The 26,182-nt window shown below is 63.3% G+C and carries 30 protein-coding genes; 7 read left to right on the top strand and 23 right to left on the bottom strand.

Features of this window, described 5'->3' with window-relative positions; all coding sequences use genetic code 11:
* Window positions 1-70 precede the first annotated feature (70 nt).
* The 4 genes from mmuM to AC1DZ5_RS09740 all read right to left on the bottom strand — a co-directional run bounded on the left by mmuM (window position 71) and on the right by AC1DZ5_RS09740 (window position 3,322).
* Window positions 71-1,012, bottom strand: coding sequence for a homocysteine S-methyltransferase (gene mmuM / locus AC1DZ5_RS09755; RefSeq protein WP_477888509.1), 942 nt, complete (start codon window positions 1,010-1,012; stop codon window positions 71-73).
* Window positions 1,013-1,102: 90 nt separating this feature from the next.
* Window positions 1,103-1,798, bottom strand: a complete 696-nt coding sequence (locus AC1DZ5_RS09750; protein WP_477888507.1) for an ABC transporter permease — start codon at window positions 1,796-1,798, stop codon at window positions 1,103-1,105.
* Window positions 1,799-1,800: 2 nt separating this feature from the next.
* Window positions 1,801-2,481 carry an ABC transporter permease gene (locus AC1DZ5_RS09745; RefSeq protein ID WP_477888505.1) on the bottom strand — a complete coding sequence of 227 codons (681 nt, stop codon included), beginning with the start codon at window positions 2,479-2,481 and terminating at the stop codon, window positions 1,801-1,803.
* Window positions 2,482-2,536: 55 nt separating this feature from the next.
* Complete coding sequence (locus AC1DZ5_RS09740) at window positions 2,537-3,322, bottom strand: transporter substrate-binding domain-containing protein (protein WP_477888503.1); 786 nt, start codon at window positions 3,320-3,322, stop codon at window positions 2,537-2,539.
* A 206-nt stretch (window positions 3,323-3,528) separates the two neighbouring features.
* On the opposite strand from AC1DZ5_RS09740, the gene AC1DZ5_RS09735 reads away from it, so the two are divergent.
* The gene (locus AC1DZ5_RS09735; protein ID WP_310341015.1) at window positions 3,529-3,996 is read left to right on the top strand and encodes an Lrp/AsnC family transcriptional regulator; all 468 of its coding nucleotides are present in this window, start codon (window positions 3,529-3,531) and stop codon (window positions 3,994-3,996) included.
* Window positions 3,997-4,024: 28 nt separating this feature from the next.
* Here the strand turns inward: AC1DZ5_RS09735 and AC1DZ5_RS09730 are convergent, their stop codons facing one another.
* From AC1DZ5_RS09730 to AC1DZ5_RS09710, 5 genes are all read right to left on the bottom strand, one after another.
* Window positions 4,025-5,611 carry a DUF4139 domain-containing protein gene (locus tag AC1DZ5_RS09730; protein WP_477888501.1) on the bottom strand — a complete coding sequence of 529 codons (1,587 nt, stop codon included), beginning with the start codon at window positions 5,609-5,611 and terminating at the stop codon, window positions 4,025-4,027.
* Between the two features lie 226 nt (window positions 5,612-5,837).
* Window positions 5,838-6,401 carry a DUF1993 family protein gene (locus AC1DZ5_RS09725; protein ID WP_477888499.1) on the bottom strand — a complete coding sequence of 188 codons (564 nt, stop codon included), beginning with the start codon at window positions 6,399-6,401 and terminating at the stop codon, window positions 5,838-5,840.
* Window positions 6,402-6,439: 38 nt separating this feature from the next.
* Complete coding sequence (locus tag AC1DZ5_RS09720; protein WP_477888497.1) at window positions 6,440-7,303, bottom strand: alpha/beta hydrolase; 864 nt, start codon at window positions 7,301-7,303, stop codon at window positions 6,440-6,442.
* 87 nt (window positions 7,304-7,390) lie between these two features.
* Entirely contained in the window at window positions 7,391-7,705 is a 315-nt protein-coding gene (locus tag AC1DZ5_RS09715) for a hypothetical protein (RefSeq protein ID WP_477888495.1), read from the bottom strand.
* Between the two features lie 75 nt (window positions 7,706-7,780).
* The gene (locus tag AC1DZ5_RS09710; RefSeq protein WP_477888493.1) at window positions 7,781-8,239 is read right to left on the bottom strand and encodes a CYTH domain-containing protein; all 459 of its coding nucleotides are present in this window, start codon (window positions 8,237-8,239) and stop codon (window positions 7,781-7,783) included.
* Window positions 8,240-8,291: 52 nt separating this feature from the next.
* Between AC1DZ5_RS09710 and AC1DZ5_RS09705 the strand changes: the two genes are divergently transcribed.
* On the top strand, window positions 8,292-8,537 hold the full coding sequence (locus tag AC1DZ5_RS09705) for a cysteine-rich CWC family protein (protein WP_477888491.1): 246 nt from the start codon (window positions 8,292-8,294) through the stop codon (window positions 8,535-8,537).
* Here AC1DZ5_RS09705 and AC1DZ5_RS09700 read toward each other — a convergent pair.
* Window positions 8,506-8,841: a hypothetical protein gene (locus AC1DZ5_RS09700; protein WP_477888489.1), complete on the bottom strand. Its 336-nt coding sequence runs from the start codon at window positions 8,839-8,841 to the stop codon at window positions 8,506-8,508. The genes AC1DZ5_RS09705 and AC1DZ5_RS09700 overlap by 32 nt on opposite strands.
* A gap of 73 nt (window positions 8,842-8,914) precedes the next feature.
* Between AC1DZ5_RS09700 and AC1DZ5_RS09695 the strand changes: the two genes are divergently transcribed.
* From AC1DZ5_RS09695 to AC1DZ5_RS09680, 4 genes are read left to right on the top strand one after another with little or no spacing between them, the layout of a single operon-like run.
* Window positions 8,915-10,408: an AMP nucleosidase gene (locus AC1DZ5_RS09695; RefSeq protein ID WP_477888487.1), complete on the top strand. Its 1,494-nt coding sequence runs from the start codon at window positions 8,915-8,917 to the stop codon at window positions 10,406-10,408.
* Window positions 10,409-10,412: 4 nt separating this feature from the next.
* Window positions 10,413-11,567 carry a GGDEF domain-containing protein gene (locus AC1DZ5_RS09690; RefSeq protein ID WP_477888485.1) on the top strand — a complete coding sequence of 385 codons (1,155 nt, stop codon included), beginning with the start codon at window positions 10,413-10,415 and terminating at the stop codon, window positions 11,565-11,567.
* A 24-nt stretch (window positions 11,568-11,591) separates the two neighbouring features.
* On the top strand, window positions 11,592-12,515 hold the full coding sequence (locus AC1DZ5_RS09685) for an ATP-binding cassette domain-containing protein (protein ID WP_477888483.1): 924 nt from the start codon (window positions 11,592-11,594) through the stop codon (window positions 12,513-12,515).
* Window position 12,516: 1 nt separating this feature from the next.
* Window positions 12,517-13,356: an ABC transporter permease gene (locus AC1DZ5_RS09680; RefSeq protein ID WP_477888481.1), complete on the top strand. Its 840-nt coding sequence runs from the start codon at window positions 12,517-12,519 to the stop codon at window positions 13,354-13,356.
* 4 nt (window positions 13,357-13,360) lie between these two features.
* On the opposite strand, the gene maiA is transcribed toward AC1DZ5_RS09680, so the two are convergent.
* The 12 genes from maiA to AC1DZ5_RS09620 are packed head-to-tail and all read right to left on the bottom strand — an operon-like array spanning window position 13,361 to window position 23,522.
* Complete coding sequence (maiA, locus tag AC1DZ5_RS09675) at window positions 13,361-14,011, bottom strand: maleylacetoacetate isomerase (protein WP_477888479.1); 651 nt, start codon at window positions 14,009-14,011, stop codon at window positions 13,361-13,363.
* 3 nt (window positions 14,012-14,014) lie between these two features.
* Window positions 14,015-14,728, bottom strand: a complete 714-nt coding sequence (locus AC1DZ5_RS09670; protein ID WP_477888477.1) for an ABC transporter ATP-binding protein — start codon at window positions 14,726-14,728, stop codon at window positions 14,015-14,017.
* Window positions 14,725-15,486, bottom strand: coding sequence for an ABC transporter ATP-binding protein (locus AC1DZ5_RS09665; RefSeq protein WP_477888475.1), 762 nt, complete (start codon window positions 15,484-15,486; stop codon window positions 14,725-14,727). Before AC1DZ5_RS09665 ends, AC1DZ5_RS09670 begins: the two co-directional genes overlap by 4 nt.
* Window positions 15,486-16,457: a branched-chain amino acid ABC transporter permease gene (locus AC1DZ5_RS09660; protein ID WP_477888473.1), complete on the bottom strand. Its 972-nt coding sequence runs from the start codon at window positions 16,455-16,457 to the stop codon at window positions 15,486-15,488. The genes AC1DZ5_RS09665 and AC1DZ5_RS09660 overlap by 1 nt, the downstream gene beginning before the upstream one ends.
* Before the next feature lie 5 nt (window positions 16,458-16,462).
* Window positions 16,463-17,380 (bottom strand): branched-chain amino acid ABC transporter permease, encoded by a 918-nt coding sequence (locus AC1DZ5_RS09655; protein ID WP_477888471.1) that lies wholly within the window; start codon window positions 17,378-17,380, stop codon window positions 16,463-16,465.
* Window positions 17,381-17,384: 4 nt separating this feature from the next.
* Window positions 17,385-18,566, bottom strand: a complete 1,182-nt coding sequence (locus tag AC1DZ5_RS09650) for an ABC transporter substrate-binding protein (protein ID WP_477888469.1) — start codon at window positions 18,564-18,566, stop codon at window positions 17,385-17,387.
* 53 nt (window positions 18,567-18,619) lie between these two features.
* Window positions 18,620-18,940 (bottom strand): non-heme iron oxygenase ferredoxin subunit, encoded by a 321-nt coding sequence (locus AC1DZ5_RS09645; protein WP_310341057.1) that lies wholly within the window; start codon window positions 18,938-18,940, stop codon window positions 18,620-18,622.
* A 16-nt stretch (window positions 18,941-18,956) separates the two neighbouring features.
* Window positions 18,957-19,442 carry an aromatic-ring-hydroxylating dioxygenase subunit beta gene (locus AC1DZ5_RS09640; RefSeq protein ID WP_477888467.1) on the bottom strand — a complete coding sequence of 162 codons (486 nt, stop codon included), beginning with the start codon at window positions 19,440-19,442 and terminating at the stop codon, window positions 18,957-18,959.
* Entirely contained in the window at window positions 19,439-20,704 is a 1,266-nt protein-coding gene (locus AC1DZ5_RS09635; protein WP_477888465.1) for an aromatic ring-hydroxylating dioxygenase subunit alpha, read from the bottom strand. The genes AC1DZ5_RS09640 and AC1DZ5_RS09635 overlap by 4 nt, the downstream gene beginning before the upstream one ends.
* A 35-nt stretch (window positions 20,705-20,739) precedes the next feature.
* Window positions 20,740-21,435 carry a fumarylacetoacetate hydrolase family protein gene (locus AC1DZ5_RS09630; RefSeq protein WP_477888463.1) on the bottom strand — a complete coding sequence of 232 codons (696 nt, stop codon included), beginning with the start codon at window positions 21,433-21,435 and terminating at the stop codon, window positions 20,740-20,742.
* A gap of 31 nt (window positions 21,436-21,466) precedes the next feature.
* Window positions 21,467-22,513, bottom strand: a complete 1,047-nt coding sequence (gene gtdA / locus AC1DZ5_RS09625) for a gentisate 1,2-dioxygenase (protein WP_477888461.1) — start codon at window positions 22,511-22,513, stop codon at window positions 21,467-21,469.
* A gap of 25 nt (window positions 22,514-22,538) precedes the next feature.
* A complete protein-coding gene (locus AC1DZ5_RS09620; protein WP_477888459.1) occupies window positions 22,539-23,522 on the bottom strand; it encodes a 2Fe-2S iron-sulfur cluster-binding protein in 984 nt (327 codons plus the stop codon).
* A 133-nt stretch (window positions 23,523-23,655) separates the two neighbouring features.
* On the opposite strand from AC1DZ5_RS09620, the gene AC1DZ5_RS09615 reads away from it, so the two are divergent.
* Window positions 23,656-24,558 (top strand): LysR family transcriptional regulator, encoded by a 903-nt coding sequence (locus tag AC1DZ5_RS09615; protein ID WP_477888457.1) that lies wholly within the window; start codon window positions 23,656-23,658, stop codon window positions 24,556-24,558.
* 1 nt (window position 24,559) lies between these two features.
* Here the strand turns inward: AC1DZ5_RS09615 and AC1DZ5_RS09610 are convergent, their stop codons facing one another.
* Entirely contained in the window at window positions 24,560-26,161 is a 1,602-nt protein-coding gene (locus tag AC1DZ5_RS09610; RefSeq protein ID WP_477888455.1) for a GMC family oxidoreductase, read from the bottom strand.
* Between the last annotated feature and the right edge of the window lie 21 nt (window positions 26,162-26,182).

Raw genomic sequence — 26,182 nt, 5'->3', positions numbered from 1 at the left:
CAACTGAACGGTGGTTACACCAGGCCGCTGCTGCATGCATGGCGCCTGAAGGTGAAGTCGGCGTAACGTGTCAAGCTGCGGACATGTGACGCACCGCGCGGATGTCGTCCGGGCCGGTGCGGCAGCAGCCGCCGATCAGGCGTGCGCCCTTGGCTTGCCAGCGCGCGGCATGCTCTGCGTACGCAGCAGCCTGGTCGCAGGCACCACTCCAAACCTTGCCGTCTGCATCGTAGTGTTCACCGGAGTTGGGGTAGACCAGCACAGGTTTGGTGGTGTGGGCTTTGGCCTGCTCTACCAGGCTGGCCACGTACTCGGGTGCGGTGCAGTTCACGCCAATGGCGACGATGTGCGGGCAGGCCTCCAGCGCGGCCACGCAATCTGCCAGGCGCTCGCCTTGAACATTGTGCGTTCCATCTTTGCAAGAGAAGCTGATCCAGGCCGCGATGCTGCCCTGCTCGGTCAACACATCGGCAATCGCCAGAGCCTCGTCCAGACAGGGAATGGTCTCGCAGGCCAACAGGTCTGCGCCCGAGGTGGCTAGCACCTGCAAGCGCTCGCGGTGGAAGTCTGCCAGCGCGGCGCGGCCCAGGCCGTAGTGGCCGCGGTACTCCGAGCCATCGGCCAGCATGGCGCCGTAGGGCCCCACCGATGCCGCAACCAGAGGGCGAATCCGACCGACACGGTTAGCCGGGTTGGCCCAAAAGGCATCGCGCGCCTCACAGGCCAGCGTCACGGACAGGCGCATCAAGTCAGCCGCCTGCGCACGGCCCATGCCGCGGCGGGTGAAGGCCTCAAAGGTGGCTTGGTAACTGGCCGTGGTGGCAACGTCGGCACCGGCGGCAAAGTAGTCCGCATGCACGGCGCGAATGAGGTCGGGCTGCTCGATCAACAGTTTGGCGGACCAGAGCGGATCGTTGAGGTCTGCGCCGCGGCGCTCCAGCTCGGTAGCCAGTGCACCGTCCAGCACCATCAGGCGGTCGTGAGCCAAAAAGCTCTCAAGGGGATTCAACATGATTTGCATTGTTCAAAAATCGGCCATCAGGTTATCCAAAGCGCGTGCGCCGCGGCGGCAAACTAGTGCGCCCTTCTGCGGACAAGCAGCTCAGGCCGCGTGGCTTTTGCGGTGCAGCTCCAGCAGGTGCACACCCGCGGTAATCAGCAGGGTCAATACCCCGTACACCACGCCGGCCAGCACCAGGGCATCCGTGGTGTACGACTCGGTCGACAAGCGGCGGGCCACACCGGTGAGGTCGAAGACAGTGATGGTGCTCACCAAGGCCGTTGCCTTGAGCAGGGAGACCACCTCATTGCCCAGGGCCGGGGTGGCAATGCGCAGCGCCTGCGGCAGCACAATGCGACGCAGCAGGGTGAAGCCCCGCATGCCAAAGGCACGGGCCGCCTCTTGCTGCCCCCGCGGCACGGCCAGAATACCGGCGCGGATGTCTTCTGCCATGTAGGCGGCGATGTTGAGCGTCAGGGCGATCAGGCCGCAGTACAGCGCGTCCTCCAGAACCACCCACGCTGCCGAGGCCCGCACCCATTCAAACTGGCTGAGCCCGTAGTACAGCAGAAACATCTGCACCAGCAACGGAGTGCCACGCAAGGCCGCGCTGTAGGCACGCACCAGCCGCCGCACGGCCGGGCCGCCCTGGGTAGCACCCAGGGCCAGGCCCAACGCCAGCACAAAGCCGGCTGCACCGGATGCGGCCCACAGCTGCAGGGTGACGACCAGGCCTTCCAATAATTCGGCGCGGTTGTCCTGCAGCAGGACGAGGATGTCGGTGAACCAGGTGTCCATGGCTAGCTGAGGTGCGCCTGGTAGGGTCGCTGTGCCCGCCGCTCCAGCGCGGAGACCAATGGGTCCGAAAGGGCCAATAGGCAGAAATACATCACGGCAGCCGCCATCAAAAACAAAAAGGGCTGGTGCGAAGCCTGTGCCGCCATGTTGGACTTTTTCAGTAAATCTTCCAGACCGACCACCGACACCAGCGACGTGTCTTTGAGCAGGGACTGCCAGAGGTTACCCAGGCTGGGAATGGCGATGCGCCAGGCCTGTGGCAGGCGCACCAGAAAAAACGTTTGTACCGAGCTCAAACCCAGTGAACGGGCTGCTTCCAGTTGCCCGCGCTCCAGCGCCACAAAGCTGCCGCGGAACACCTCAGACGCATAGGCCCCCAACACCAGCGCGAGAGACACAACACCCGCAAAAAACGGGCTAATGTCAAAGGCGCTGTCAAAGTGGTTGTTGATGAGGTTGGACAGACCAAAGTAGCAAACCAGCACCACCAAAAACTCTGGCACGCCGCGCAGCACGCCAGTGAGCACCGCCACCGGGCGGCGCAACCAGCCATGCCGGCTGAGCTGGCAGGCCGCCAGCAACAAGCCCAGCGCCAGTCCACACAGCAGGGCGGTGCAGGCCAGTTGCACGGTCATCAGCGCACCTTGCAGCAGCTGGCCCGTGTAGGCCTGCAAAACATCCATCTCGACTCCGGGAAAGCGCGACCACCGCCCACCAAGAGCGGTAGCGGCCTGTCAATTACTTGCTAGCAGGTGCAATGCTAAACGGGAACACCTTTTTGTTTTCGGCAGCGAAGGTGCCGTCGGCCAGCACTTTCTGAATGGCTTGGTTGAAGCGTGCCTTCAAGGCGTCGCCCTTGCGCACGGCGATGCCGGTGCCCTCACCGAACATCTCCACGTCATTCAATGGCTTGCCGGCGAAATCAAAGCCTTTGGCCTTGCCGGTCTTCACCAGCCACTCGTAGGCTACGGTGGTGTCAGTCAGGGTGGTGTTCAATCGGCCAGCTTCCAGGTCCAGCCAAATGGCATCCTGGTTGGGGTAGGACTTGGTGGCGATGCCGGACTTGGCCTTGGGCAGACGCTTCTTCAGGTAGGTCTCGTGGTTGGAGCCGCTGTAGACACCCACGGTCTTGCCGCGCAGGGTGGCGGGGTCTTCGCTGATGCCGGAGCCCACCTTGGCTACGTATTGCACCGGTGCCAGAGTGAACAGGTCGCTGAAGTCCACCACCTTTTTGCGTTCGTCCGTAATGGACATCTGCGCCAGCACCGCATCGATCTTCTTGGCCTTCAGCGCAGGAATTAGTGCGTCAAAGTCCATGGTTACGTACTCGCACTTGGCTTGCATGTGCTTGCAGATGGCGTTGCCCAGCTCGATCTCCATGCCCTTGAGCTGGCCGGACGCATCCTTGTATTCAAACGGAGGGTAGTCGGACAAGGTGCCGATGCGCACCACGTCCTGCGCACAAGCCAGACCTGCGGCCATCCACAGACCGGCCACCACCATTTTCAAAACCTGACGCTTCATGCTTCATTTCTCCATTCGGGCATCCCACCGCAAGACGCCGCTTTGTTCAACCATAACTGCGCTTTTGAGACGCAAAGGAAGCTCAAGTTTCCGCAAAAGAAATAACGCCGGGCTGCGTAATCAGCACGGTTTGCGCGGAAAAACGGCGCACAAGGCCATCCCCACGCGGATTCCGACCAACCACCCGTGTTGCCTACAATGACCCGATGGAAACGCCTTTGGACCCCTTTGACCGGAAGATTCTGGAGTTCGTGCAACGCGATTGCCAGGTCAATGCTGAAGTGATTGCCGAAGCGGTGGGGCTGTCAGCCTCCGCTGTGCAGCGTCGCCTGCGGCGCTTGCGTGCCGACAAGGTGATTACCGCAGAAGTGGCGATTGTGGACCCGCACGTCATCGGGCAGCGCATGCAGTTCATTGCTGGCATTGAGCTCAAGGACAACTACGAAGCCCTGCCACGCATCCGCGCCTGGGTGCACAAAGAACCGGAAGTGCAGCAGCTGTTCTATGTGACCGGTGCGGTGGACTTGGTCATGGTCATTCTGAGCAAGAGCGTCAAAGAATACGACGCCCTCTCCGCCCGCCTGATGGCCGAAGTCCCTCAGGTCGTTCGCATGACCACCAACGTAGTGATCGATGCGATGAAGTCCGACCTGTACGTGCCGGTCGACGACTGAACGGCACCGCGGCATCTCATTCCGGCTTTTATTGACGCTCCTGCACTTCAATATCTTTGGAGTAGCGAATGGTGTGCTCAGCACTGAACTGCGCTGTCGCGCCCGCTGCAAGGGGCTGCTGCCAGGCCACGGTGCCAGGGTTGTTATTCCAAATCAAATCGGTGAGCTGGGGTTGGTAACGCGACTCGATCTCGATCTTTTCATTGCGGGAAACAGGCGCAGCGTGCAACACCTGCAGCGTGATCGCAGTCTTATGGCGGTTCTCCACCGTATAGGCGTGGCGGCTACGGCGCTCGGTGCGGGAGCCCGTGAAACCTGCACTTGCCGTCAGATCTTGTGGCGGCAGCGCACGCACGGTGACCAACTCGTCGCGCCCGAAAGCCAGGCTGCTTTTGCTGGCTGCGTTGGTCGCGGAGGCAAAGTCGATGCGCCCGGTGCCCACAAAGGCGCCGTCACGGTACAAGTTGGCAGACCCCACAGGCCACACCCCGGGCGGGGGTGCTAGCTCTGCCACCAAATAGGCAGCCTCCTCCACTGCTGGGGCGACACGGGTGAGAAGTGTGACGGGCGCGGCGTGCGCACCCAACGCGAGCGTGATGCGTTGGCCATTGGATGGCACGGTGATGCGCTGCGGCACTGAGAACTCGGTGGAGAACCCTTTGTCAACACTGCTCACGTCGAAACTGGGCAGGGCTTCCTCTGCGTTGGCGCGCTTTTGTGCCATGAGAGAGATCGCAGGCGCTGGTGCCGGCGGCGCAGCGAATGTGCCGTAGTTTGCGGCGGCGTTAGTCGGCTTGACCGGTTGCACGACGTCCAGCGTCCAGGGGCGCGGGAATCGGCCCTGGGTCGCACGCCCAGGTTGGCCCGTTGACAAGGTGAGCTCGACGTTGCGCCAGTCTTCACCGCTGTTTTGTGCCACCAGGGCTTGGCGCTCCAACACCACCGTGGCCTTGGTGGCGTCCAGCGTAGCGCGGTAGGTCGGCTGCCAGCCGGTGCCCCGCACCTGGTACGACAAGCGGAGTTCTGCTTCATGCTCAGTGGCCAAAGTCACAGAAACCGACACCACTTGCGCACGCTGGCCGGCGGTTCGCTCGCGCTCCGCGACCAGGGGCTTCAGGGCCAACTCCAGCGCCTCTTGCTTGCGTAGTAACTGGTTGGAGCGGGTGTGTGTGTCTTGGGCTGATTTGCGCAAGACCTCGGCCGTGCTCGTGATCTGCGCCGGCGTAAGCGGCTGCAGTCGGCCGTTGGCGCCTTCCGCAGCACCGGCAACCGCCACGGTCTTGAGGTAGCTCTCCACCAGTTGCAAGGACTCCATGTCAGCCTTGATGGAGGCGATCTGGTCTTCCATTTCACGAATGCGCCCGTCCAGCGGGCTGGCGCAAGCGGTGACGACATCGCGGTCCTGGGTACGCACATTGAACTCGCCCACACGCACGCCGGCATCGGCGTTGATCTGCAGGCTCTGCGCGTCCAGCGATGCGGGCAAACAATCCAGGGTAATGCTACGGGCCCCGGCAGGCACTTTGGCAATACGCTCCACGGTGGCACTGCCGGAGTACACGGTCACACGGGCGATGCGTGAGGCGACCGAATTGTCTTGCGCGTGCACTGACACAGAGAGAGCACTGTACGCAGCGGCACAGGCGAAAAAAATCACACGTAGGTGAGGGAAAGTAATCGTCAAGAGTGCCTCCGGTTGGGTGCAGTTCACCTCGCGGTACCGCATGGAACGAATTTTTCGCGAATACTAGCAGCCACATCCGACACGGCCAGGGTGTAGGGCACAGGCTGTGGTGCGTACTTCACATCCAGTAGTGCAGTGTGAGGGCCATGGTCTGCCCTCAGTTCACCACGGTGTAGGGGTTGGGGCCACCAAAGTCGGCCTTACCAATGGGCACGCCGTTGGCGCGCAACAGCGCATAGACCATGGAGAGGTGGAACAGTGCGTTGGGTACGGCGTAGCGCTCGGCAAAAGCAGTTGCCACAAACTGCCGCGCATTGCCGGGGCGGCGTACCGTCAGCACGGCGTCGGGCTGCACCCAGTGCGCGACAGTCGCCAGGGCTTGCGCCTCACTCTGCGCAATGGCAACGCGGTCCAGCGCGTCATCCAACGTGCGCCAGTGCAAGTAGGGCAACAAGTCTTCTCCGCGGTTGAACACTTTGCCAGTGGCTACGTGGTCCGCGCCCGCCAGCAGGGCCACGCTGCCCACCACGCCATCAGCCAGCACCTCCACCTGGTGCGCCAGGTGGAGCATGTCGGGCGCCAGCCGTGCGGCTAGCAACGCGCTGTGCAGCGGTGCACCGTCTGCAGACAAGTGGCGCTGCGCGAGGCGCAACAGATGGGTAGTGCGGTCCAGGCTGTGCAAGAGCTGCCACACGCAGGGGGCAAAGGGCGAAGTGTTCATAGTGCTTGCCATTGTGGTGCAACGCGTTTTTCATATCTTCAGGGCTTTGCTGGCCCCAGCCCGAGGGCCGCGTCAAAGAAATCTGCCACAGCATCCTGGTAGGTACTACCAAAGCGTGGGGTGAAGGCCTCGATGTGCCCGCCACCTTCCACGGTGATCTGTCGCTTAGGCTCTTTGGCCTTGCCGAAAAGCAGCACCGCGTGCGCATAGGGAATCACCGGGTCGGCCGTGCCGTGGATCAGCAGCAGCGGCAGGGGAGCTAGTTGGTCCACATAGTTCGCGGCGCTGTAGGTGTCGTTCATCAGCATGCCGGCGCCTGACACCTTGTCGCTGGCGATGCGGCTGTAGGAATAGAACGTGGCCTCGATGGCCACGGCCCGCACGCCGGCTCGGTTCCCGCTGCCCACGGTGGCGATGGCATTGGTGCCGCCCAGGCTCTGGCCCAGCACCAGCAGGCGCTCTGGGTTCACGTCCTTACGCGCGCGCACATAGTCCAGCGCGCTGCGGGAATCTTCAAACACGCCCTTGGCCTCGGGTTCGCCTTGGGACGCACCATAGCCCCGGTAGTCAAACACGAACACGTTGTAGCCGCGGCGCGGCAGCCACGCCACGTACTGCCAATGAGCAGTCATGTTCTGCGCATTGCCGTGGAAGTGCACCAAGGTGCCCTTGGCGTCACGCGGATTGGCGTAGCCGGCGGCGGGGATGAACCAGCCAGTGAGCGGCGTGCCGTCCTGGCTGCGAAAGTTCACCGCCTCAAACCGCAGGCCCAGATCGGTCGGTGTGCTGTAGAGCACGCGGTCTGGGTGGTAGAAAACGCTTTGCACGCCGCAACCGCTGAGCAGCATCCCCAGGCACAGCAGCAAGTAGCGCAAGCCGCGGAGAGACAAGCTGGTGTTCATGGCCGCCCAGTGTAACGCTCCTTATTTAGGAGCTACTCGCGCATATTCCACGGGGGCTAGCGACCTATTTACCTTCAAAACCGCCTGCTAGTTGGCTGGCTTGGGTGGCGGCTTGCCTTGGCCATCGCCCTGGGGTGGTTGCGCGGGGCGGCACGCCAGGGGCTTGCCCTCAGGGCCACCGCAGGTGCCGGTCAAGGTGCCGCGCGGGGTGGTCATGCTGCATGCTGCACCACTGGCCAGCGACTTGCAGGCCGCCAGCGCCTCAGACGGTGGGCCGCGATGGGCGGGGTCCTGCCCATTGCTCTGGCCTTCGGGCGGCTTGGGCGGTGCGCTCTGTTGGGCCAGCGCCGCGTAGCACAGCAGGGCGGCACAGATGGCCAGCGAGGAAGGAAGGGTGCGCATGGTCAGTCTCCAGTGATGCTGGCCTCTACTGTGCACCAGCCATGTTGCAGAAATGTAAAGTTTTCCGCCCGTGTGTCACCACTTGGTAAAGGGATGACTCGCCAGATTGGAGTTGAAATAGCGTGCGTCGTGCGTCACCTCTGCGCCCAGCCAGTCGGGCCGAGCAAAGGGCTGGTCTTCGGACGCCAACTCCACCTCGGCCACCACCAGGCCCGCGTTGTCGCCGGCAAACACGTCCACCTCCCACGCCGTGCCTTCATGGTTCAGCACGTGGCGGGTTTTCTCGACCAGCGGACCATCGCACAGTGCCAGCAGGGCCTGGGCATCGGCTACGGGGATCGGGTATTCGAACTCGGCCCGCGTGGCGCCCACGCTCACGCCCTTGATGGTCAGAAACGCAGCGTCACCGGCCACGCGCACGCGCACCGTGCGGGTTTTGTCGCGGTTCAGGTAGCCCTGCCGGTACAGCACGCCGGGGGCTTGCTGCCAGGCAGTTCCGTTGACCAAAAATTTGCGTTCGATTTCGATGGCCATGGCGGCAGGTGTCCTTGCTGAAAAAAAGAGCGCTGGTGGCTACACTGGGGGCATGTCCACGCCACGCCCCACCAACCCTGAAGTGTGCCCGCTGTGCGGCCGGGGCAACCTGTGCGCGATGGAGGTGGAACGTACCACCGGCCAGAAGCAGCCGCCCTGCTGGTGCACCCTGGCCAGCTTCAGCGCCGAGTTACTCGCTAGCGTGCCCGCCGACAGCCGGGGCCAGGCCTGCATCTGCGCCGCATGTGCGGCGCTACAGCCCCCCACTATTCCAGCCGGTGCAACCCCGCCAGGTTAATCAGGGCGGACAACACTTCGGGTTTGAACCCTACTCGGTTGCGGCTGGTGTCGCTGTAGCCGCCGCTCAGCACCAGGGTCTGCAGGTACTCCACACAGTCGCGGTGGCCCCAGAATTTCTCAATGGCCAGGGCGATGCGGATGTGGTGGTGCGCGATGATGGCCATCTCGTGGTCAATGCGGGCCTGCAGCGGCCGCTCGTGGAACGGCATGGGACGCGTGGGCAAATCCTCCTCTTCCCACTGCAATGAGGGGAAACCGGTTTCCTGAAAACGAGAGTCTTTGGGGTCTTTGGGATCTGGCACCACGGCCCTTGGTTAGCGTCTTGCCCATCACTCTACCGCATACCGGCGCAACAATCACGGGGCACAATAGGCTATGTCCAGTCTGCCCCCCTTCATCGCCCCCGCCCGTTTTACCGACCCGGCCGCCGCGCTGGCCCAGGTAGCCCGCATCTACGATTCCAGCATCCAGCACCTGCGCCAGGCCATGCAGCGCTTTGTGGCCGGCGACGACAGCGCAGGCCATGTGCGGGCCTGTTACCCCTTGGTGCGCATCCACACAGACACCGTGTCCCGCGCACCTACGGCCGACAAATCCCTGTTGAGCTACGGCTTTGTGGCCGGCCCCGGCCGGTTTGAGACCACGTTAACCCGCCCCGACCTGTACAGCGGCTACTACCTGGAGCAGTTCAGTCTGCTGCTGCAAAACCATGGCGTCGAGCTGGAGATTGGCACCAGCAGCCAGCCCATCCCCGTGCATTTCTCGTTTGCCGAACACGATCACGTGGAGGGCAATATGTCAGCCGAGCGCCGCACGCTGATGCGTGACATGTTTGACCTGCCCGACCTGGCCGCTATGGACGACGGCATTGCCAACGGCACCTATGTGCCCAAGGCGGGCGAAGCGCTGCCACTGGCCCTGTTCACCGCTCCGCGCGTGGACTACTCGCTGCACCGCCTGCGCCACTACAGCGGCACCGGGCCCGAGCATTTTCAGAACTTTGTGCTGTTCACCAACTACCAGTTCTACATCGACGAGTTCGTGCGCATGGGCCACGCCGCCATGGCCGACCCCCACAGCGAGTACTGCGCGTTTGTCGAACCCGGCAACGTGGTCACCCGCCGCGTGGGCCTGGCCGCCGAGCCCAACGACGCACTGGGCGCCGCCCCGCCCCGCCTGCCCCAAATGCCAGGCTACCACCTGGTGCGCTCCGACAACGCAGGCATCACCATGGTGAACATCGGTGTGGGCCCGGCCAACGCCAAGAACATCACCGACCACATCGCCGTGCTGCGCCCGCATGCCTGGATCATGGTGGGCCACTGCGCGGGCCTGCGCAACAGCCAGCAGCTGGGCGACTACGTGCTGGCCCACGGCTATGTGCGCGAGGACCATGTGCTGGACGAAGAGCTGCCGCTGTGGGTGCCGATTCCTGCCCTGGCCGAAGTGCAGCTGGCGCTGGAAAAAGCCGTGGCCGAGGTGACCCAGGTGCAGGGCGCGGCGCTCAAAAGCATCATGCGCACCGGCACCGTGGCCAGCACCGACAACCGCAACTGGGAGCTGCTGCCCGACAATCAGCCCCAGCGCCGCTTCAGCCAAAGCCGCGCCGTGGCGCTGGACATGGAGAGCGCCACCATTGCCGCGAACGGCTTCCGCTTCCGCGTGCCCTACGGCACCCTGCTGTGCGTGAGCGACAAGCCGCTGCACGGCGAGATCAAGCTGCCCGGCATGGCCAACCACTTCTACCGAGAGCGGGTGGATCAGCACCTGCGCATCGGCATCCGCGCGCTGGAGCTGCTGCGCGCGCAAAGTCTGAACAAGTTGCACAGCCGCAAGCTACGCAGCTTTGCCGAAGTAGCCTTCCAGTAAGCGCATGGAGCACCTCAGTGTCCTGACCATCCTGGTCCTGACAGCGCTCAACCTGAGCACCGTCTCGATCGCATTGCCAGTCATTATGGGCAAAGACATCAGCCGTGCAGCTAAGCTGGCACAACTCAGCCTGCTGAGCCAGACTATTGGCTGGATGGCCATCATCAGCTCCGGTTTTTTTGGCGGACACTGGTTGGACCCTGTTCTCTCCACCGTGTCCATGGCGTTTGGCTCGCTGGCCAACTGCCTGATGTTCTTCGCCCTGCGCGAATGGCTAGGCCCCCGCCCCTATCCGCGCCTGCTGGTGGGCCTAGCCATCGCGATGCCCATTGGCTACGCCCTGGTGTTTGGCAACTACAGCTGGCGCGTGGGCTATGCCAACCTGCTGTTTGGCATGCAGTTGCTCATCGTCGCGCGCGCGGCCCTGTTCCCCAAGGGTGATGCCAGCCTGCGCTGGCGCACGCTCATCGCGCTGTGCTACGCAGCGTTTGCCGTGGCCAATCTGGCCCGCGGTGTGCTGGGTGCGTTCTTCCCCGAGCTGTACCCCAGCTTTGACGCGCCCCATGTCGTCAACATCGTGGCCCAGATCACCGCCAACGTGGCACTGGTACTCACCACCGTGGCCATTCTGGTCGCTTGGCGCGAAGAGGCCGAGGCCCAGCTACGCGAACAGGCCTTTACCGACAATGTCACCGGGCTGCTGAACCGTCATGGTTGGGACGACCGCGCCACCGCGCTGTTTGACCAGGCTCGGCGCCACCGCACGCCACTGGCCCTGATCCTGCTGGACCTGGACCACTTCAAACGCATCAACGACACCCAGGGCCACGAGATGGGCGACCAGGTGCTGCGCATGACCGGCGCCGTGCTGGAAGAAAACCGGCGCAGCAGCGATCTGGCCGCGCGCATTGGCGGCGAAGAGTTCGCCCTGCTGCTGCCGCAGACCGACCGCTCTGCCGCCCTGCATGTGGAGCAGCGCCTGCGCCTGGCGCTACGCGAAGAAGGCATCCAGGAACCCCACATGCGGGTGAACTACAGCGCCGGCCTGGCGCTGCTGCAACCAGGCGACCTCAAGTTATCAGACCTGATGGCGCGTGCCGACGGCGCGCTATACCAGGCAAAGGCACAAGGCCGTGGCCGCCTGCTGCAAGCCGACTGACGGCCCCTGCGGCACAATGGCCGCATGAACGAAAAACTGTTTGAAGTGCAGCACTTGCACAAGCGCTACGGCGACGCCGAAGTCGTCAAAGACCTGTCATTCGAGATCGCGCCGGGCGAATGTTTGGGCGTGATTGGCCCCAACGGCGCGGGCAAAACCACCACCATCCGCATGTGCCTGGGCCACACCGTGCCCGATGGCGGCAGCATCCACGCGTTGGGTCTGGAAATGCCGCGCGACGCGCTGGCCATCAAGGCCCAGTTGGGCGTGGTCACCCAATTCGACACGTTGGACCCCGACTTCAGCTGCGCGGAAAACCTGCTGGTCTATGGCCGCTACTTTGGCATGAAGGACGCGGCCATCCGCGCGCGCATTCCGCAGCTGCTGGAGTTTGCGGCGCTGACCCACAAGGCCAACGCCAAACCCGGTGAACTATCGGGCGGTATGCGCCGGCGCCTGAGCCTGGCGCGCGCGCTGGTGAACGACCCCAAGCTGCTGCTGTTGGACGAACCCACCACCGGCCTGGACCCGCAGGCCCGCCATCTGATGTGGGAGCGCCTGCAGGTGCTGCTGCAACAGGGCAAGTCCATTTTGTTGACCACCCACTTCATGGACGAGGCCGAGCGCCTGTGCAACCGCCTGCTGGTGCTGGACCATGGCAAAAAGATTGCCGAGGGCACACCGCGTGCGCTGATCGCCCAGCACCTGGAGCCCGACGTGGTGGAGGTGTTTGGTGTGGGCGCACTGGCGCTGGTGGACGGCCCGCTGCGCAGCCTGGCTGCGCGTGTGGAGGTGAGCGGCGAGACCGTGTTTTTTTACACCCAGGATGCCGGCGCCCTGCTGCAAGGCCTGGCCGCCCACCCGCAGCTGCGCACCCTGCACCGCCCGGCCAACCTGGAAGACCTGTTTTTGAAACTGACCGGACGCCAAATCCGCGAGGACGCCTGATATGAGCTCTGCATCCACTTACACCCAACCCAAGCCCCAAAGCATCTGGCGCGCGCCGGAGGTCTCGTTCCGCTTCTGGCCCGTCTTCCTGCGCAACCTGCTGGTCTGGCGCAAGCTGGCCATCCCTAGCCTGGTGGGCAATATTGCTGAGCCGCTGATGTGGCTGGTCGCCTTTGGCTATGGCATGGGTGCGCTGGTGGGTCAGATCACGGTCGTTAGCCCCACGGGCAGTGTGCAGGTGCCCTACATCCTGTTTCTGGCCAGCGGCTCCATCTGCATGAGCGCCATGCAGGCCGCGTCGTTCGAGGCGCTGTACTCCGCCTTCAGCCGCATGCATGTGCAAAAGACGTGGGACGGCATCATGAACGCCCCGGTAGCATTGGACGACGTGGTGCTGGCCGAGATGCTGTGGGCCGCATTCAAGTCGCTATTCACGGTGACCGCCATCATGGGCGTGATGCTCGCGCTGGGCATCAGCCACAGCCCCAAGCTATTCCTGGCCTGGCCCATCCTGTTTGGCGTAGGCATCACCTTCAGCTGCATCGCGCTGATCTTCAACGCACTCGCCAAGGGTTACGACTTCTTCACCTACTACTTCACGCTGTTCCTCACGCCCATGATGTTTCTCAGCGGCGTGTTCTTCCCGCTGGAGCAACTGCCCGTGGTGGTGCGCGTGGTGGCTGACTGGCTGCCGTTGTCGAACGCCGTGGCCTTGATCCGGCCGCTGTTCATGGACCAGTGGCCTGCAGAAGCTGCACGCCATCTGGCGGTGTTGGCGGTATATGCGGTGGGATCGTTTTGGATTGCGCTGGCGTTGACGCGGAAACGGTTTGCCAAGTAGCGGGTCACTCCGCGTCCGGCTGGCGCGCAGGGTGGGCCGCGGTAAAGGCTGGGAGTTGTTCACATCGCCCGTAGATGCCGTTCACCAGCGGACAATCGGACAGGTCCACGCCGAACCGCTGGGCGCTGAAAACCTGGGGCACCAGGCAGCAGTCGGCCATCGTCGGCGTGTCGCCATGGCAGAAGCTCCCCGAATGCGTACGCCGCTGGAGCTGCGCCTCAAAAGCCTGCAGACCGACCGAGATCCAGTGCGCAACCCACAGCGCCTTGTTGTCTTCCGACACGCCCATTGCGCCGGTCAAATACTTCAGCACACGCAGGTTATTGAGCGGGTGGATGTCGCAGGCGATGCCCAGCGACAGCTGACGCACGAAGGCGCGGTTGGCGGCACGTGCCGGCAGCAGGGGCGTCTGCGGATAGACCTCATCCAGGTATTCGATGATGGCCAGCGACTGGCTGACCTGCACGTCGCCGTCGCGCAGCACCGGCACCAGGGACTGCGGATTGATCGCCCTGAACGCATCGGCAAACTGTTCGCCACCATGGCGGTTGAGGTGCACGAAGACCTGCTCGGCCTCCAGGCCCTTGAGGTTCAGCGCGATCCGCACGCGGTAGGCCGCCGAGCTGCGGAAGTAGGTGTGAAGAATGCGGTCCATGTTTCAAACTCCAAGATATTGGTGCACGATTTCCGGCTGGCCCTGGAGTTCGGCGGACGTGCCACCCCACACCACGCGGCCCTTTTCGATCACAACATGCCGGTCGGCCAGGCCCAGCAAGGCCTTCACGTTCTTGTCGATGACGATTTGCGACAGGCCATCCTTCTTCAATTCCGCCAGCGCGCGCCAGATCTCGTTGCGGATCACCGGCGCCAGTCCCTCGGTGGCTTCGTCCAGCACCAAGAGGCGCGGGTTGGTCATCAGCGCGCGGCCAATGGCCAGCATCTGCTGCTCCCCACCGGACAGCTGCGAGCCGAGGTTGCTGCGGCGTTCCTTCAGCCGCGGGAAAAAGCTGTAGACCCGCTGCAGATCCCAGCGCCGGCCGGCGCCCTTCTTGTCGTCACGGGCGGTGGCCACCAGGTTTTCCTCGACACTGAGGTTAGGGAACACCTGCCGGCCCTCGGGCACCAGAGCCAAGCCCTGCCTGGCAATGCGATGTGAGGGTAAGTGATCAACTCGTGCTCCGGCGACGGACACACTACCCCCGCGCACCGGCAGCATGCCGAACAGGCACTTCACCGTGGTCGAGCGACCCATGCCGTTACGACCCAGCAGCGTCACCACTTCACCTTCGGCCACGTCAAAGGAAATGTCGAACAAGGCCTGGGCATGGCCATACGATGCTTGCAGTCCTTGGACAGATAGAAATGCGCTCATACTGCGGCCTCTGCCTCTTCTTCGCCCAGATAGACCGCGCGGACTTCCGGGTGGTTGCGAATTTCATCCGGCGTGCCAGTGAACAGGACCTTGCCGTAGACCAGCACGCTGATGCGGTCAGCCAGGGCAAAGACGGCATCCATATCGTGCTCGACCAGCAGGATGGTGTAGCGGCGCTTCAGGCGCTGCAGCAGTGCGACCACGGCGGCCGATTCCTGCACGCTCATGCCGGCCATGGGTTCATCGAGCAGCAAAAACTGCGGCTGTGCCGCCAGGCTCATCGCCAGCTCCAACTGGCGCCGCTCGCCATAACCCAGGTCGCCCGCGGCGGCATGCAGCCGGTGCGTGAGGCCGGTGGCTTCCAAAGACTCTTCGGCAACACGGCGTGCCTCCTTGCTGGCCAGCATCGGTGCCCAGAATTTGAACGCATGCTGGCGCGAGGCGAGTGCAGACAAAGTGGCGTTCTCCAGCACGGAGAAGTCTTCGAAGATGGAGGTGATCTGGTAGGAGCGCAGCAGGCCGAGCCGGGCCCGCTCGTGGATGGGCAGCGCGGAAACGTTGCGCCCCTTGAACCAGACGCTGCCACCGTCGGCGGCCAACTCGCCCGAGAGCTGGTTGATCAGCGTGGTCTTGCCGGCGCCATTCGGGCCGATGATCGCGTGGAGTTCTCCCTCTCCGATGTCGAGTGACACGGCATCGGTCACCAGCAGCGCGCCGTAGCGCTTGGTCAATGCGTCGGTGCGGAGTACGCTGGCCATCAGAGGGTTCCTTTCGCGTTCGTGGCACTTCCATCCCAGTCTTGCAGCAGCCCGACGATGCCCCGCTTGCCGAGCAGCGCGACGAGGACGATCAGCGGACCGAAGATCGCCATCCAGTGCTCGGTAAAACCCTTCAGCACCTCCTCCAAACCCAGGAACACCAGCGCGCCCATCAAGGGGCCAAACACCGTGCCCAAGCCGCCGATGACCACGATGACGATCAGCTCACCGGACACCGTCCAGGCTAGGGTGCTGGGCGAGGCAAAGGCATTGAGGTTGGCCAGCAGCAGGCCGGCCACGCCGCACAGCATGCCCGACATCACATAGGCCAGCAGTTGGTAGCGCACCACCGGAATGCCGGCCGCGCTGACGCGACGCGCATTCTGCTTGGCCCCGCGAATCACCATGCCGAACGGCGCTACCCGCAGCCGGGCCAGGCACCAGATCGACAGCACCAGCACGACGAAGGCCGTGATGTAGACGCTCGTGGCCGATGACAGGTCCACCGGACCAAAACGGCTGGTGAGCGTGATGGCCATGCCGTCGTCACCGCCGTAGTTCTTCAGGCTGACGAACAGAAAGTAGCCCATCTGCGCAAAAGCCAGCGTGATCATGATGAAGGCAATGCCACTGGTGCGCAGGCTGATGGCGCCAGTGACCAGGCCGACAGAGGCACAGACGCCCAGGCACAGTACCAGGTGCACCCAGCCGTTGCCTACGCCATGGAAGGACGCCAACCCCACCGCATAGGCGCCGAGGCCGAGGAACAGCGAATGGCCGAAGCTCACCAGGCCGCCAAAGCCCAGCGCGATGTTGAGCGCACAGGCCGCGATCGCATAGATGATGATGCGGGCAAAGAATGCGACATAAAACGGCTGACTGGTGGCCTGCGCCACCAAGGGCACACTGGCCAGCGCCAATAGCACCAGCAGGGGCACCCAGGTGCCGGGACGTGAAAACAAAGTGTGCATGGGGGTTACCGGTTGGCGGGAAACAGTCCGTACGGGCGCCAGGCCAGCACCACGGCCATCAGCAGGTAGACCAGCATCGAAGCCAGCGCAGGGCCAGCGGCATCCGCAAAAGAGCGTTCAGCCATCTGCCGCAGCATCAGGGGCAGGAAGACACGACCCATGGTGTCGACGATGCCGACGATGAGCGCCGCATAGAAGGCGCCGGTCACCGATCCGATGCCGCCGATGACGATGACCACCAGGGTGGTGATCAGCACCGACTCGCCCATGCCCGACTGCACCGACAGAATGGGGCCGGCCATGGCCCCGGCCAGGCCGGCCAGCATCGCCCCCACGCCGAACAGCATGGCATTGAGCAGCCGGATGTTGACGCCCAGCGCAGCAACCATGGCCGGATTCACCGCACCAGCGCGGATCAGCATGCCGACGCGGGTCTTGTTGATCAGCAGCCAGGAACCCAGCGCCACCACCAGACCGACGACGATGATGGCAAAGCGGTAGGCGGGGTAGCTGAAACCACCGATGTCGATGGCGCCACTGAGGAACTCGGGAACCTGCAGAAAGACCGGCTGGGAACCCCAGATGATGCGTACCAGCTCGTTGAAAAACAGCACCATGCCGAAGGTGGCCAGCACGTGGTCGAGGTGGTCGCGCCGATAGAGCCGAGCTACGGCAACGAACTCCAGCGCCAGGCCCAGCAGCAGCGAGCCACCCATGGCCGCGGCGACGGCCAGGCCGAACGAGCCGGTGTACTGGAAGGCGCTGGCTGCGAAATACGCGCCCATCATGTAGAGCGAGCCGTGCGCCAGGTTGACGAAGCTCATGATGCCGAAGACCAGCGTCAGCCCCGCCGCCAGCAGGAACAGCAGCACCCCGAACTGCAGCCCATTGAGCAGCTGCGCAAAAACAAGAGTGGCGCTCATGAGGTCACTTCAGGGCACATTGCGTGTGGTAGGCATCGACCTGCTTCACCAGCGGCGTGGCCACCAGCTTGCCGACAACGGCACCGCCGGTCTTGACGGTCTCAAACGCGTAGTAGTTCTGCACCGGCAGGTTGTTGTTGTTGAAGGCAAAGGGGCCACGCACGGACTTCACTTCATCGCCAGCGGCCTTGACCGCGGCAGCCAGAGCGTTCGCATCGCCGGGCTTGGCCTTGGCCAGTGCAATGTTCAGGATGTTGGCCGCGTCATAGGCAGTGGCCGCGTAGGCGCTGGGCGTGCGCTTGTACTTGGCCTCGAAGGCGGCCACGAATTTCTTGCTCTCCGGCGTGTCTAGGGACGCATCCCACATGGCACCGCTCACACTGCCGATGGCGGCATCGCGCAGACCTGGCAGGGTCGTTCCGTCCACCGTGAACACCGAATACAGGGGCAACTTGCCCATCAGGCCAGCCTGCGCCATTTGTTTGACGAAATTCACCCCCATACCGCCGGGATAGAACACAAATACCGCGTCGGGCTTGGCCGCCTGCAGTTGCGCCAGTTCGGCCGAGTAGTCGGGCTGGTTCACCTGGGTGTAGACCTCGTCAACGATCTGGCCCTTGAAGTAACGCTTGAAACCAGTCAGCATGTCTTTGCCAGCCTGGTAGTTGGGCGCCATCAGGTACACCTTTTTCACGCCCTTGTCCTGCGCAAACTTGCCCATGGCCTCGGCCGCACCGTCGTTTTGCCAGGCGGTGGAGAACACGTTGGCCTTGCAGCCCGCGCCCGCCATCGGCGACGGGCCAGCATTGGTGGCAATGGCCACGGTACCGGACTCGACGATGCGCGGCAGGCTGGCCATCAGCACGTTGGAGAAGCTCAGGCCCACAATGGCATCGACCTTGTCCTTGTCGATGAACTTGCGCACGATCTGCCCGCCGATTTCGGGCTTGAGCTGATCGTCTTCCTTGATCACGGTCGTGGCCTGGCCACCGAGCTTGCCGCCGAGCTGCTCCAGCGCCAGCATGAAGCCGTCCACCTGGTCCTGCCCGACAACCGCCACTGGCCCGGATAGGGGGGCCATAAAACCGATGGTGGCCGCCGTGGCGAAAGGGCTGGCCACTGCAAGCGTTGCACCGCTCAGGGCTGCGAACGCGGTACGTCGAATAGAGGTCTGTAATGTCTTCATTGTTTTGTCTCCTGGAATAAAAGTGGGGAACGGAACGCGGCCGAGGCAGGCCCTCAGTCGCTCAACTTCAGAAAAACCCGCCCGCCTTCGATGCGGACCGGGTAGCTGCGCACAGCATCGACAATGGGCGCGCAGGTACCACGCCCATTGCGAATGTCAAACTTGCCCTGGTGCAACGGGCATTCGATTTCGTAGCCGTCAAGGAAACCGTCGCACAGGCGTGCGTGGCCGTGGGTGCAGATGTTGTCGGTTGCAAACACACTGCCCTCGACCTTGTACAGGGCCAGGTCCTTGCCGGCCACCTGCAGGCCGATCACGTCGTCTTCGGGCACGCCGTCTTCGTCAGCGGCATCAATCCATTGGGAATCACTCATGGCAGTTACTCAGCATTCAGATGGGATAGATGATGGAATTCGGGATCATTTCGCTGTCGTACACGCAGTGGCGTGATGCGAACTTCAACCCAGCGGGCGTGCGCACGATCACATCGAGGTAGCGGCCCACGTTGAACACCGTGGATTCCTTGGATAGCTTGGTGCGGAAGACGGCGTAGTTGGCTTCGGTCTCGAAACGCTCGGCCTCGACCTTGTGGACCAGCGGCGCACCGATGACATGGCGTTGGTAATACGGGTCATGGAACAGCGTCTCGCGGATGCCGTACGCGCGGTCTTTCAGCATGCCCTTGCTTTCAAAAAACAACGTGGCCAGGGGAAAACCGCGCTCATGGTTCTCGCGCGGGATCAGCTTGTAGATGCAGTCGTCGGTAAAGAACTCAGTCCACAGGTCCCAGTCACCGGCATCGACCGCGCGTGCGTAGTCGGCATAAAGCTGCGAGATCTGCAGGTAGTCGGCGAAGACGATGGTCGCGGCGCTCATGCCTCGGCCTCCATCACTTCACGCCAGTATGCGTACATGCCGCGTATCAATGTCTCGGTGACCATGTGGTCGGTGTCTTCGACCGTGCGCCCGCCCAGCTCGGCCAGGGTGCGGTGAAAGGGCTTTTGCTCGAAGCCCTGCTGCGAGAACTCGATGACCTCGCCATCGTCGGCCGACACGAAGCCGGCCGGGCCGAACAGGTTGGCCTGGCGCAGGCGGCGCTGCGTCATCTCCTCGCTGTCGTCCTCGAATCCGAAGTGCGTCCAAACGAAATCGAAGGCACCGTGGCCATCAGGCTGGATGTGCCGCGTGGACACACTGTTGACCTGCTGCTGCAAGATGACGCTGGGAAACAGCGTCATCATCACGGCGGTTGGCCCATTCCACCAAGGCTCGGGCACGATGTCGAGAAAGCGTGGGTCGTTGAGCTCCATGCTCTCCTTGAAGCTGGACACCTGCGTGACCTGGTCCGCTCGGCCGGACTGGCCGCGCGTGGAGATCATGGCCGCGTGGCGGTGCCGCGCGTCCATCTTCAGCTCGCTCTTGTTGTCGGCACGCCAGAGGCCGAAGGTGACAAACCAGGTGTGCAGCAGGCCGGGGTGGTAGGGGTCCTTGATGTTCTCCTGCATCAGCTTCCAGTTGCCCGGAATGCGTTGGCGGTTGTAGCCCAGGATCTTCAGCTTGCGCCCATCGAAGAGCCGGTCGAAGTAGCCGAGGATGACCGGGCCCACAAAGTCTTCGAAAGATTCGATCTCGTGGTCAAAACTGGCGAAGACAACGCCACCGCGGGTAGCCACCTTGAGTTTGGTCAGGCCATGGTCGGTGGTCTTGAAATCCGCAGGCATGCCGCCGTTGACCTTGCCATCCTGCTTCACGCCACGGCGAAACGGCACGCCCTGCAGATCGCCCTTGAGGGTGTAGCTCCACTGGTGGTAGGGGCAGACGAATTCTTTCTTGTTGCCATGGCGTTCGCGGCAGAACTGCATGCCGCGGTGCGCGCAGACGTTTTCGACCACGCTGATGCCACCATCGACATCGCGAACCATGATGACTGAGCGTTCGCCCACCACCGTGCGTTTGTAGTCGCCGGGGTTGGGCACTTCAGCCTCCAGGCCGACGTAGTTCCAATGCGCCTTGTAAAAGAAGCGATCAAGCTCTTTCTTGTGTTGATCGGGGTCGGTGTAGGCCATGAAGGGAATGCGGCTCGTGCCTTCCGACTCCCAATGGATCTTGACGGGAAAGGTGGGGGTGGATGGGGTCATGGCCTATCTCCTTGGATCGAATGCACAGCCGCCGCTCAGGCCCCGACGCTCACCGTGATGCCGGTCAGGCCGGCGATGTCGCCCTGCATCACATCGCCCGCCACCACCGCATTCACGCCTTCGGGTGTGCCGGTCATGATGAGGTCGCCAGGCTCCAGGGTTTCGTACTCGCTGAGGTAGGCGATGCACTCTGGCACCGACCAGATCAGCTTGGCCACATCGGACGACTGGCGCGCGCCGCCGTTCACCAAGACACTGATGGTGCCTTCGGCGATGTGCCCGACATCGGCCACCTTGGAGATGGCCCCAATTGGCGCGGACAGCGCGAAGGATTTTCCGAACTCCCAGGGCCGGCCCTTGTCGCGCGCCTCCAGCTGCAGGTCGCGGCGTGTCATGTCCAGGCCGGTTGCATAACCGTAGACATGGCTCAGCGCATCGGCCTGCGCGATGTTTTTGCCGCCTTTGCCAATGGCCACGACGAGTTCGATCTCGTGGTGGAAATTGGCGGTCTTGGGTGGATAGGGAATGCGCGCTGGCGATGCGGCGTCGACCGCCGCGTTGGCGGGTTTCATGAAGAAGAACGGTGGATCGCGATCAGGGTCCTTGCCCATTTCGCGCGCATGGGCGGCGTAGTTGCGGCCCACGCAAAAGATGCGGTTGACCGGAAAGCGTTCGGCTATGCCGGCCACGGTGAGTGAAGGGATGGCGGCGGGTTGGATCACATAGTTCATGGGGTGTGTTCTCGAAGGAAAAGGGGAGAAATCAGTTGCGCTGTTCGCGCCACAGGCCGAGGGCCTGCTGCACGGGGCGGTCGGAATAGCTGAACAGCACGGTCTCGGGGCCGGCGCGGAACTGGTGGCTGTGCCAGGAGGGCACAACGATCACGTCGTTCTCGTCCAGGCTAAAGGTCTGGCCCGCCACACTGGCCTCGGCGCTGCCGCGCAGGCACACGTACACCGTGCCGTCGGTGCAGCGGTAGGGCCGCGTCTCGAAGCCGGCGGGAATCAGCTGCGAAAACGCAGCCATCGTCGGCATCGGCGAGCGGCCAGTGGCCGGGTTCACGTAGCGCTGCTTGTGGCCGAAATGGGCATCGGGCGTGCCGCTGGCAATCGCCTGCAGCGAGGCCAGCGTGCGCTCCCAGGGGTAGACAAACACCTTGGTCGGCTCGGCCGGCTGCTGGTAGAAATCGACCGGGACCATATTGGCGCCATAACGCGCCAGCGCATCGCCTTCGGGGCGCGCCACGGTCTGGTAGGCGCTGTCGCTCTTCTCGGAAAAGCCCGCGTCGAGGAAGCGCACGATGGGGATGTCGAGGCCATCGAGCCAGACGACAGGCTCGTCGCCAAGGTTGCCGTGGTCGTGCCAAGTCCAGGCCGGGGTGATGATGAAGTCGCCGCGGCGCATGGTGGTGCGCTCGCCATCGACCGCTGTGTAGGCACCCTCGCCATCCAGCACCAGACGCAGCGCGGACTGGGTGTGGCGGTGGGCTGGCGCGACCTCCCCCGGCATGATGAGCTGCAGCCCCGCATACAGCGACTGCGTGATGCAGGACTGGCCGCGCAGCGCCGGATTCTCAAGGATCAGCACGCGCCGCTCGGCCTCTTCCGCGCTGATCAGGCTGCCTGCCTCCATGACGCTGTCGCGCACAGCAGCGTACTTCCATTGGTGGGGCACGGCCGGGGACTTGGGCTGGTGCGGCACCAGTGCACCCAGCACCTCCCACAGCGGCGTCATGCTTTCGATGCCGATGCGGTCGTAGTAAGCCCGGCGTTGCAGTTGGGCTGTGGGGTCGAGATTGTTGGCGTTCATGAAAAATCCTGTAGGGGGGTGCGACTCAGGTGCCGCTGGCGTAGAAGGCATCGGCGTAGATCTGCGAAGGCAAGACGCCCATCTGGCGCACCAGCAGCGTCGTGGCCTCCACCATGGGCGGTGCGCCGCAGAGGTAGGCGCGAAAGCCTTCGAGGCTGCGCCAGTCCTTGGCGATGGCTTCGGTCACCAGGCCTGTGCGGCAACCGGGCGCCGTGCCCGATGTCACTACCACATGTACTTTCAGTTGCGGGTGCTGGCGTTGCAAAGCGGCCAGCCATTCGCGGCCATAGATGTCGCGTTCGGAGCGCACACCGAAATACAGGTGAATCGGGTTCTGCATGCCCTGGGCAATCACTCCGCGGATGATGGACAGGATGGGGGCCAGACCGGTTCCGCCGGCCACGCACAGCATGGGCCCTTCGTGTTTGCGGCGCAGGTAGGCCGAGCCCAGTGGCCCACTGACCCGCACCGCGTCGCCCACCTTCAGCGTATGGGCGATGTAGCCGGTGACGCGGCCCTCAGCCACCAGCCGCACATGGAATTCCAGTTCTCCATCGGCATGCAGGCCGGCCATGGAATAGGGCCGGATATGGTCGGGTGTGAACTGGAGCTGGGCATACTGCCCCGGAGAAAATTCAATGGGCTTGGCGGGCTTTAGGCGAATGCGCTTGATGTCGTGCGTTTGGTTCTCAATGGCGACTACGGTCGCCTTGATGATCCTGGCGGGGTGCACCACCACCTCGTCCGGCTCGGGAATTTCAACCGTGCACGATTCAGTCAGGAAGGTCTGGCAAGCCAGCACGTAGTGGTCGTCATCTCCGCCCGGGCGCTGTGTTTCGCGGCCCGACTCCAGCACCTCGCCTTCGACCACCCGGCAGCGGCAGGTGCCGCAGCGTCCGGCCAGGCAGCTGTACGACACCGGCACGTCGTTGGCGCGCAGAGCATCCAGCAGGTTGACACCCGCGTTGACGCTGATTCGGCGCTGCAAGGGACGCACAAAAATTTCCATGTTCTTCTGTCGCTGGGTTGTCTCGTGGGGGAATCGGCTCAGTGGGGGTGATGATCGATACCGCATCAAAATCAGTCAATACAATGACATCAATGGTCAACATCATTTGAATCAATAGTTAAACAAGGCAGCGATGGAACTCGAAGACATGGATCTGAACCTGCTGGTCATCTTCAACCAGCTGCTCAAGGAAAGAAAAGTTTCCAAGGTGGCGGAGAACCTGGGCCTGGGCCAGCCCGCCGTCAGCAACGCGCTGGCCCGCCTGCGCAAGCTGTTTGGCGACGAGTTGTTCCTGCGGACCTCAACCGGCATGCAGCCCACGCCATTTGCCGATCAACTGGCCGAGTCGATCGGCTATGCGCTAGGCATGATCCACAGCGCGGTGAACGCGCGCAGCTCTTTCGACCCGGCCAGCAGCAAGCGCAGCTTTTCAGTGGGCATGACCGACATCGGTGAAATCTATTTCCTGCCGCGGCTGATGCAGAGCATCCGTGACGTGGCGCCCTTGGTTTCCATCAGCACCGTGCGCAACACCGCCGTCAATTTGAAAGACGCCATGGAGGGCGGCCAGGTCGATCTGGCCATCGGGCTGCTGCCGCAACTCAAGGGCGGGTTCTTCCAACGGCGCCTGTTTGTTCAGCGTTACGTCTGCCTGTTTCGCAAGGGCCACGCACTGGACAAGAAGACCATCCGGGAGTCGGAGTTTTATGCAGCCGACCACGTGGCGGTGGTCTCGGCCGGTACCGGCCATGGCAAGGTGGATGAGATCCTTGACAGCAATTCACCCCAGCGGCGGGTGAAGCTGCAGGTCCCGCATTTCGTGGCCATTGGCCACATCCTGCAAACCACCGATCTCGTGGCCACCGTGCCGGAACGTCTGGCCGAACGCATGGCCGGCCCCTTCGACCTCAGGTATGTTCCCCATCCGGTGAAGCTGCCACAGATTGCCATCAACCTCTTCTGGCATGCGAAGTACCACAAGGACCCCGCCAACCAATGGCTACGCAGCTTGATTTTCGATATGCATGCCGGCTGATCTACGTCGGAGCCTGCCACGCCGCCTTGATCAAGTCCGCCGCCTTCTCCGCAATCATGATGGTCGGCGCGTTGGTGTTACCGCTGACCACGCGGGGCATGATGGAAGCATCCACCACGCGCAAGCTCTGAATTCCGTGCACGCGCAGTTCGTGGTCCACCACGTCCTGCGGACCAGGGCCCATGCGGCAGGTGCCTACGGGGTGGTAAACGGTGTCGGCGTTGTCGCGAATGAACTGTTCAATCTCGAAGTCATTGCGCGCCACCGCTGAGCGCGGCCCCTCTTTGCCGCCCAGCGCGGCCAGTGCAGGCTGCTGCAGCACGGTGCGCATGAGTTTGAAGCCGCGCGCCAGGCGCTCCACGTCATCTCGCTCGCCTAGAAAATTCGGGTCAATCAACGGGGCTTCCATCGGGTCTTTCCTGGCCAGGCGCACGCTACCGCGGCTGAAGGGGCGCAGCAAGCACACGTGGCACGAATAGCCGTGGCCCAGCACCGTGCTGCGCCCGTGGTTCACCAGCTTGGCAATGGCGAAGTGGAACTGCAGGTCGGGCGTGCGCTCACCGGGCTGGCTTTTGATGAAGCCGCCGGCTTCGGCGAAGTTGGTAGTGAGCATGCCGGTGCGTTGTTTGCGCCATTCAAAGACGCCGCGCACCGCGTTCGCCAGCCCCTTGAAGGAGATGCCAAAGGTCTCCGTCAAATGCGGCGCATTCACCACCTGCACCACGTCGATGTGGTCGTGCAGGTTTTGGCCCACGCCGGGCAGGTCGTGCAATGTGGCAATGCCTTTTTCCACCAGATGCTGGTGCGGGCCGATGCCTGAGAGCATGAGGATCTGCGGGGACTGCAGCGCGCCCGCACACAGCAGCACCTCGCGGCTGGCCCGCAGCTCTTTCATCTCGCCTTCGTGCAAAAACTCCACGCCCACGGCGCTCTTGTGCTCCAGCAGGATGCGCGTGGTGTGCGCGCCGGTGAACACATGCAGGTTGCTGCGCCCGCGGTGCGGCGTGAGGTAGCCCTTGGCCGCGCTGAAGCGCTCGCCGTTCTTGTGCGTTACCTGGTAGACGCCCACACCCTCCTGGCTGGCGCCATTGAAGTCGGGGTTGACGGGATAGCCTGCCTGCCGCCCGGCTTCTACAAACAGCGGGCCCAGGCGGTTGGGGGTGGTCAGATCTTGCACGTGCAGGGGGCCACCCTGGGCGTGGAAGGCGTCGGCACCGCGGTCGTTGTCTTCGGCCTTTTTGAAGTACGGCAGCACCTCGTCAAAGCTCCAGCCCGGGTTGCCCTCTGAAGCCCAGTGGTCGTAGTCTTCCTTTTGGCCGCGGATGTAGATCATGGCGTTGACCGAGCTGGAGCCGCCCAGCACCTTGCCACGCGGCTGGTAGCCGCGGCGCCCGTTCAGGCCGGGCTGCACCGTGGTGTCGAACTTCCAGTTGGCCTGGCCATTTTTGGCCAGCACGGCGAGACCCGCCGGGCAGTGGACCAGCACGCTGCTGTCGGCCGGGCCGGCTTCCAGCAGGGCGACGTTGACCGTGGGGTCTTCGCTCAGGCGGGCCGCCAGCACACAACCGGCCGAACCACCGCCAACAATGATGTAGTCAAACACGGGGCTGCTCCTCTCAAGGTA

The organism is Rhodoferax sp. P1_F3, from assembly GCF_056405715.1.
This window is presented reverse-complemented; position numbering and strand designations above follow the sequence as displayed.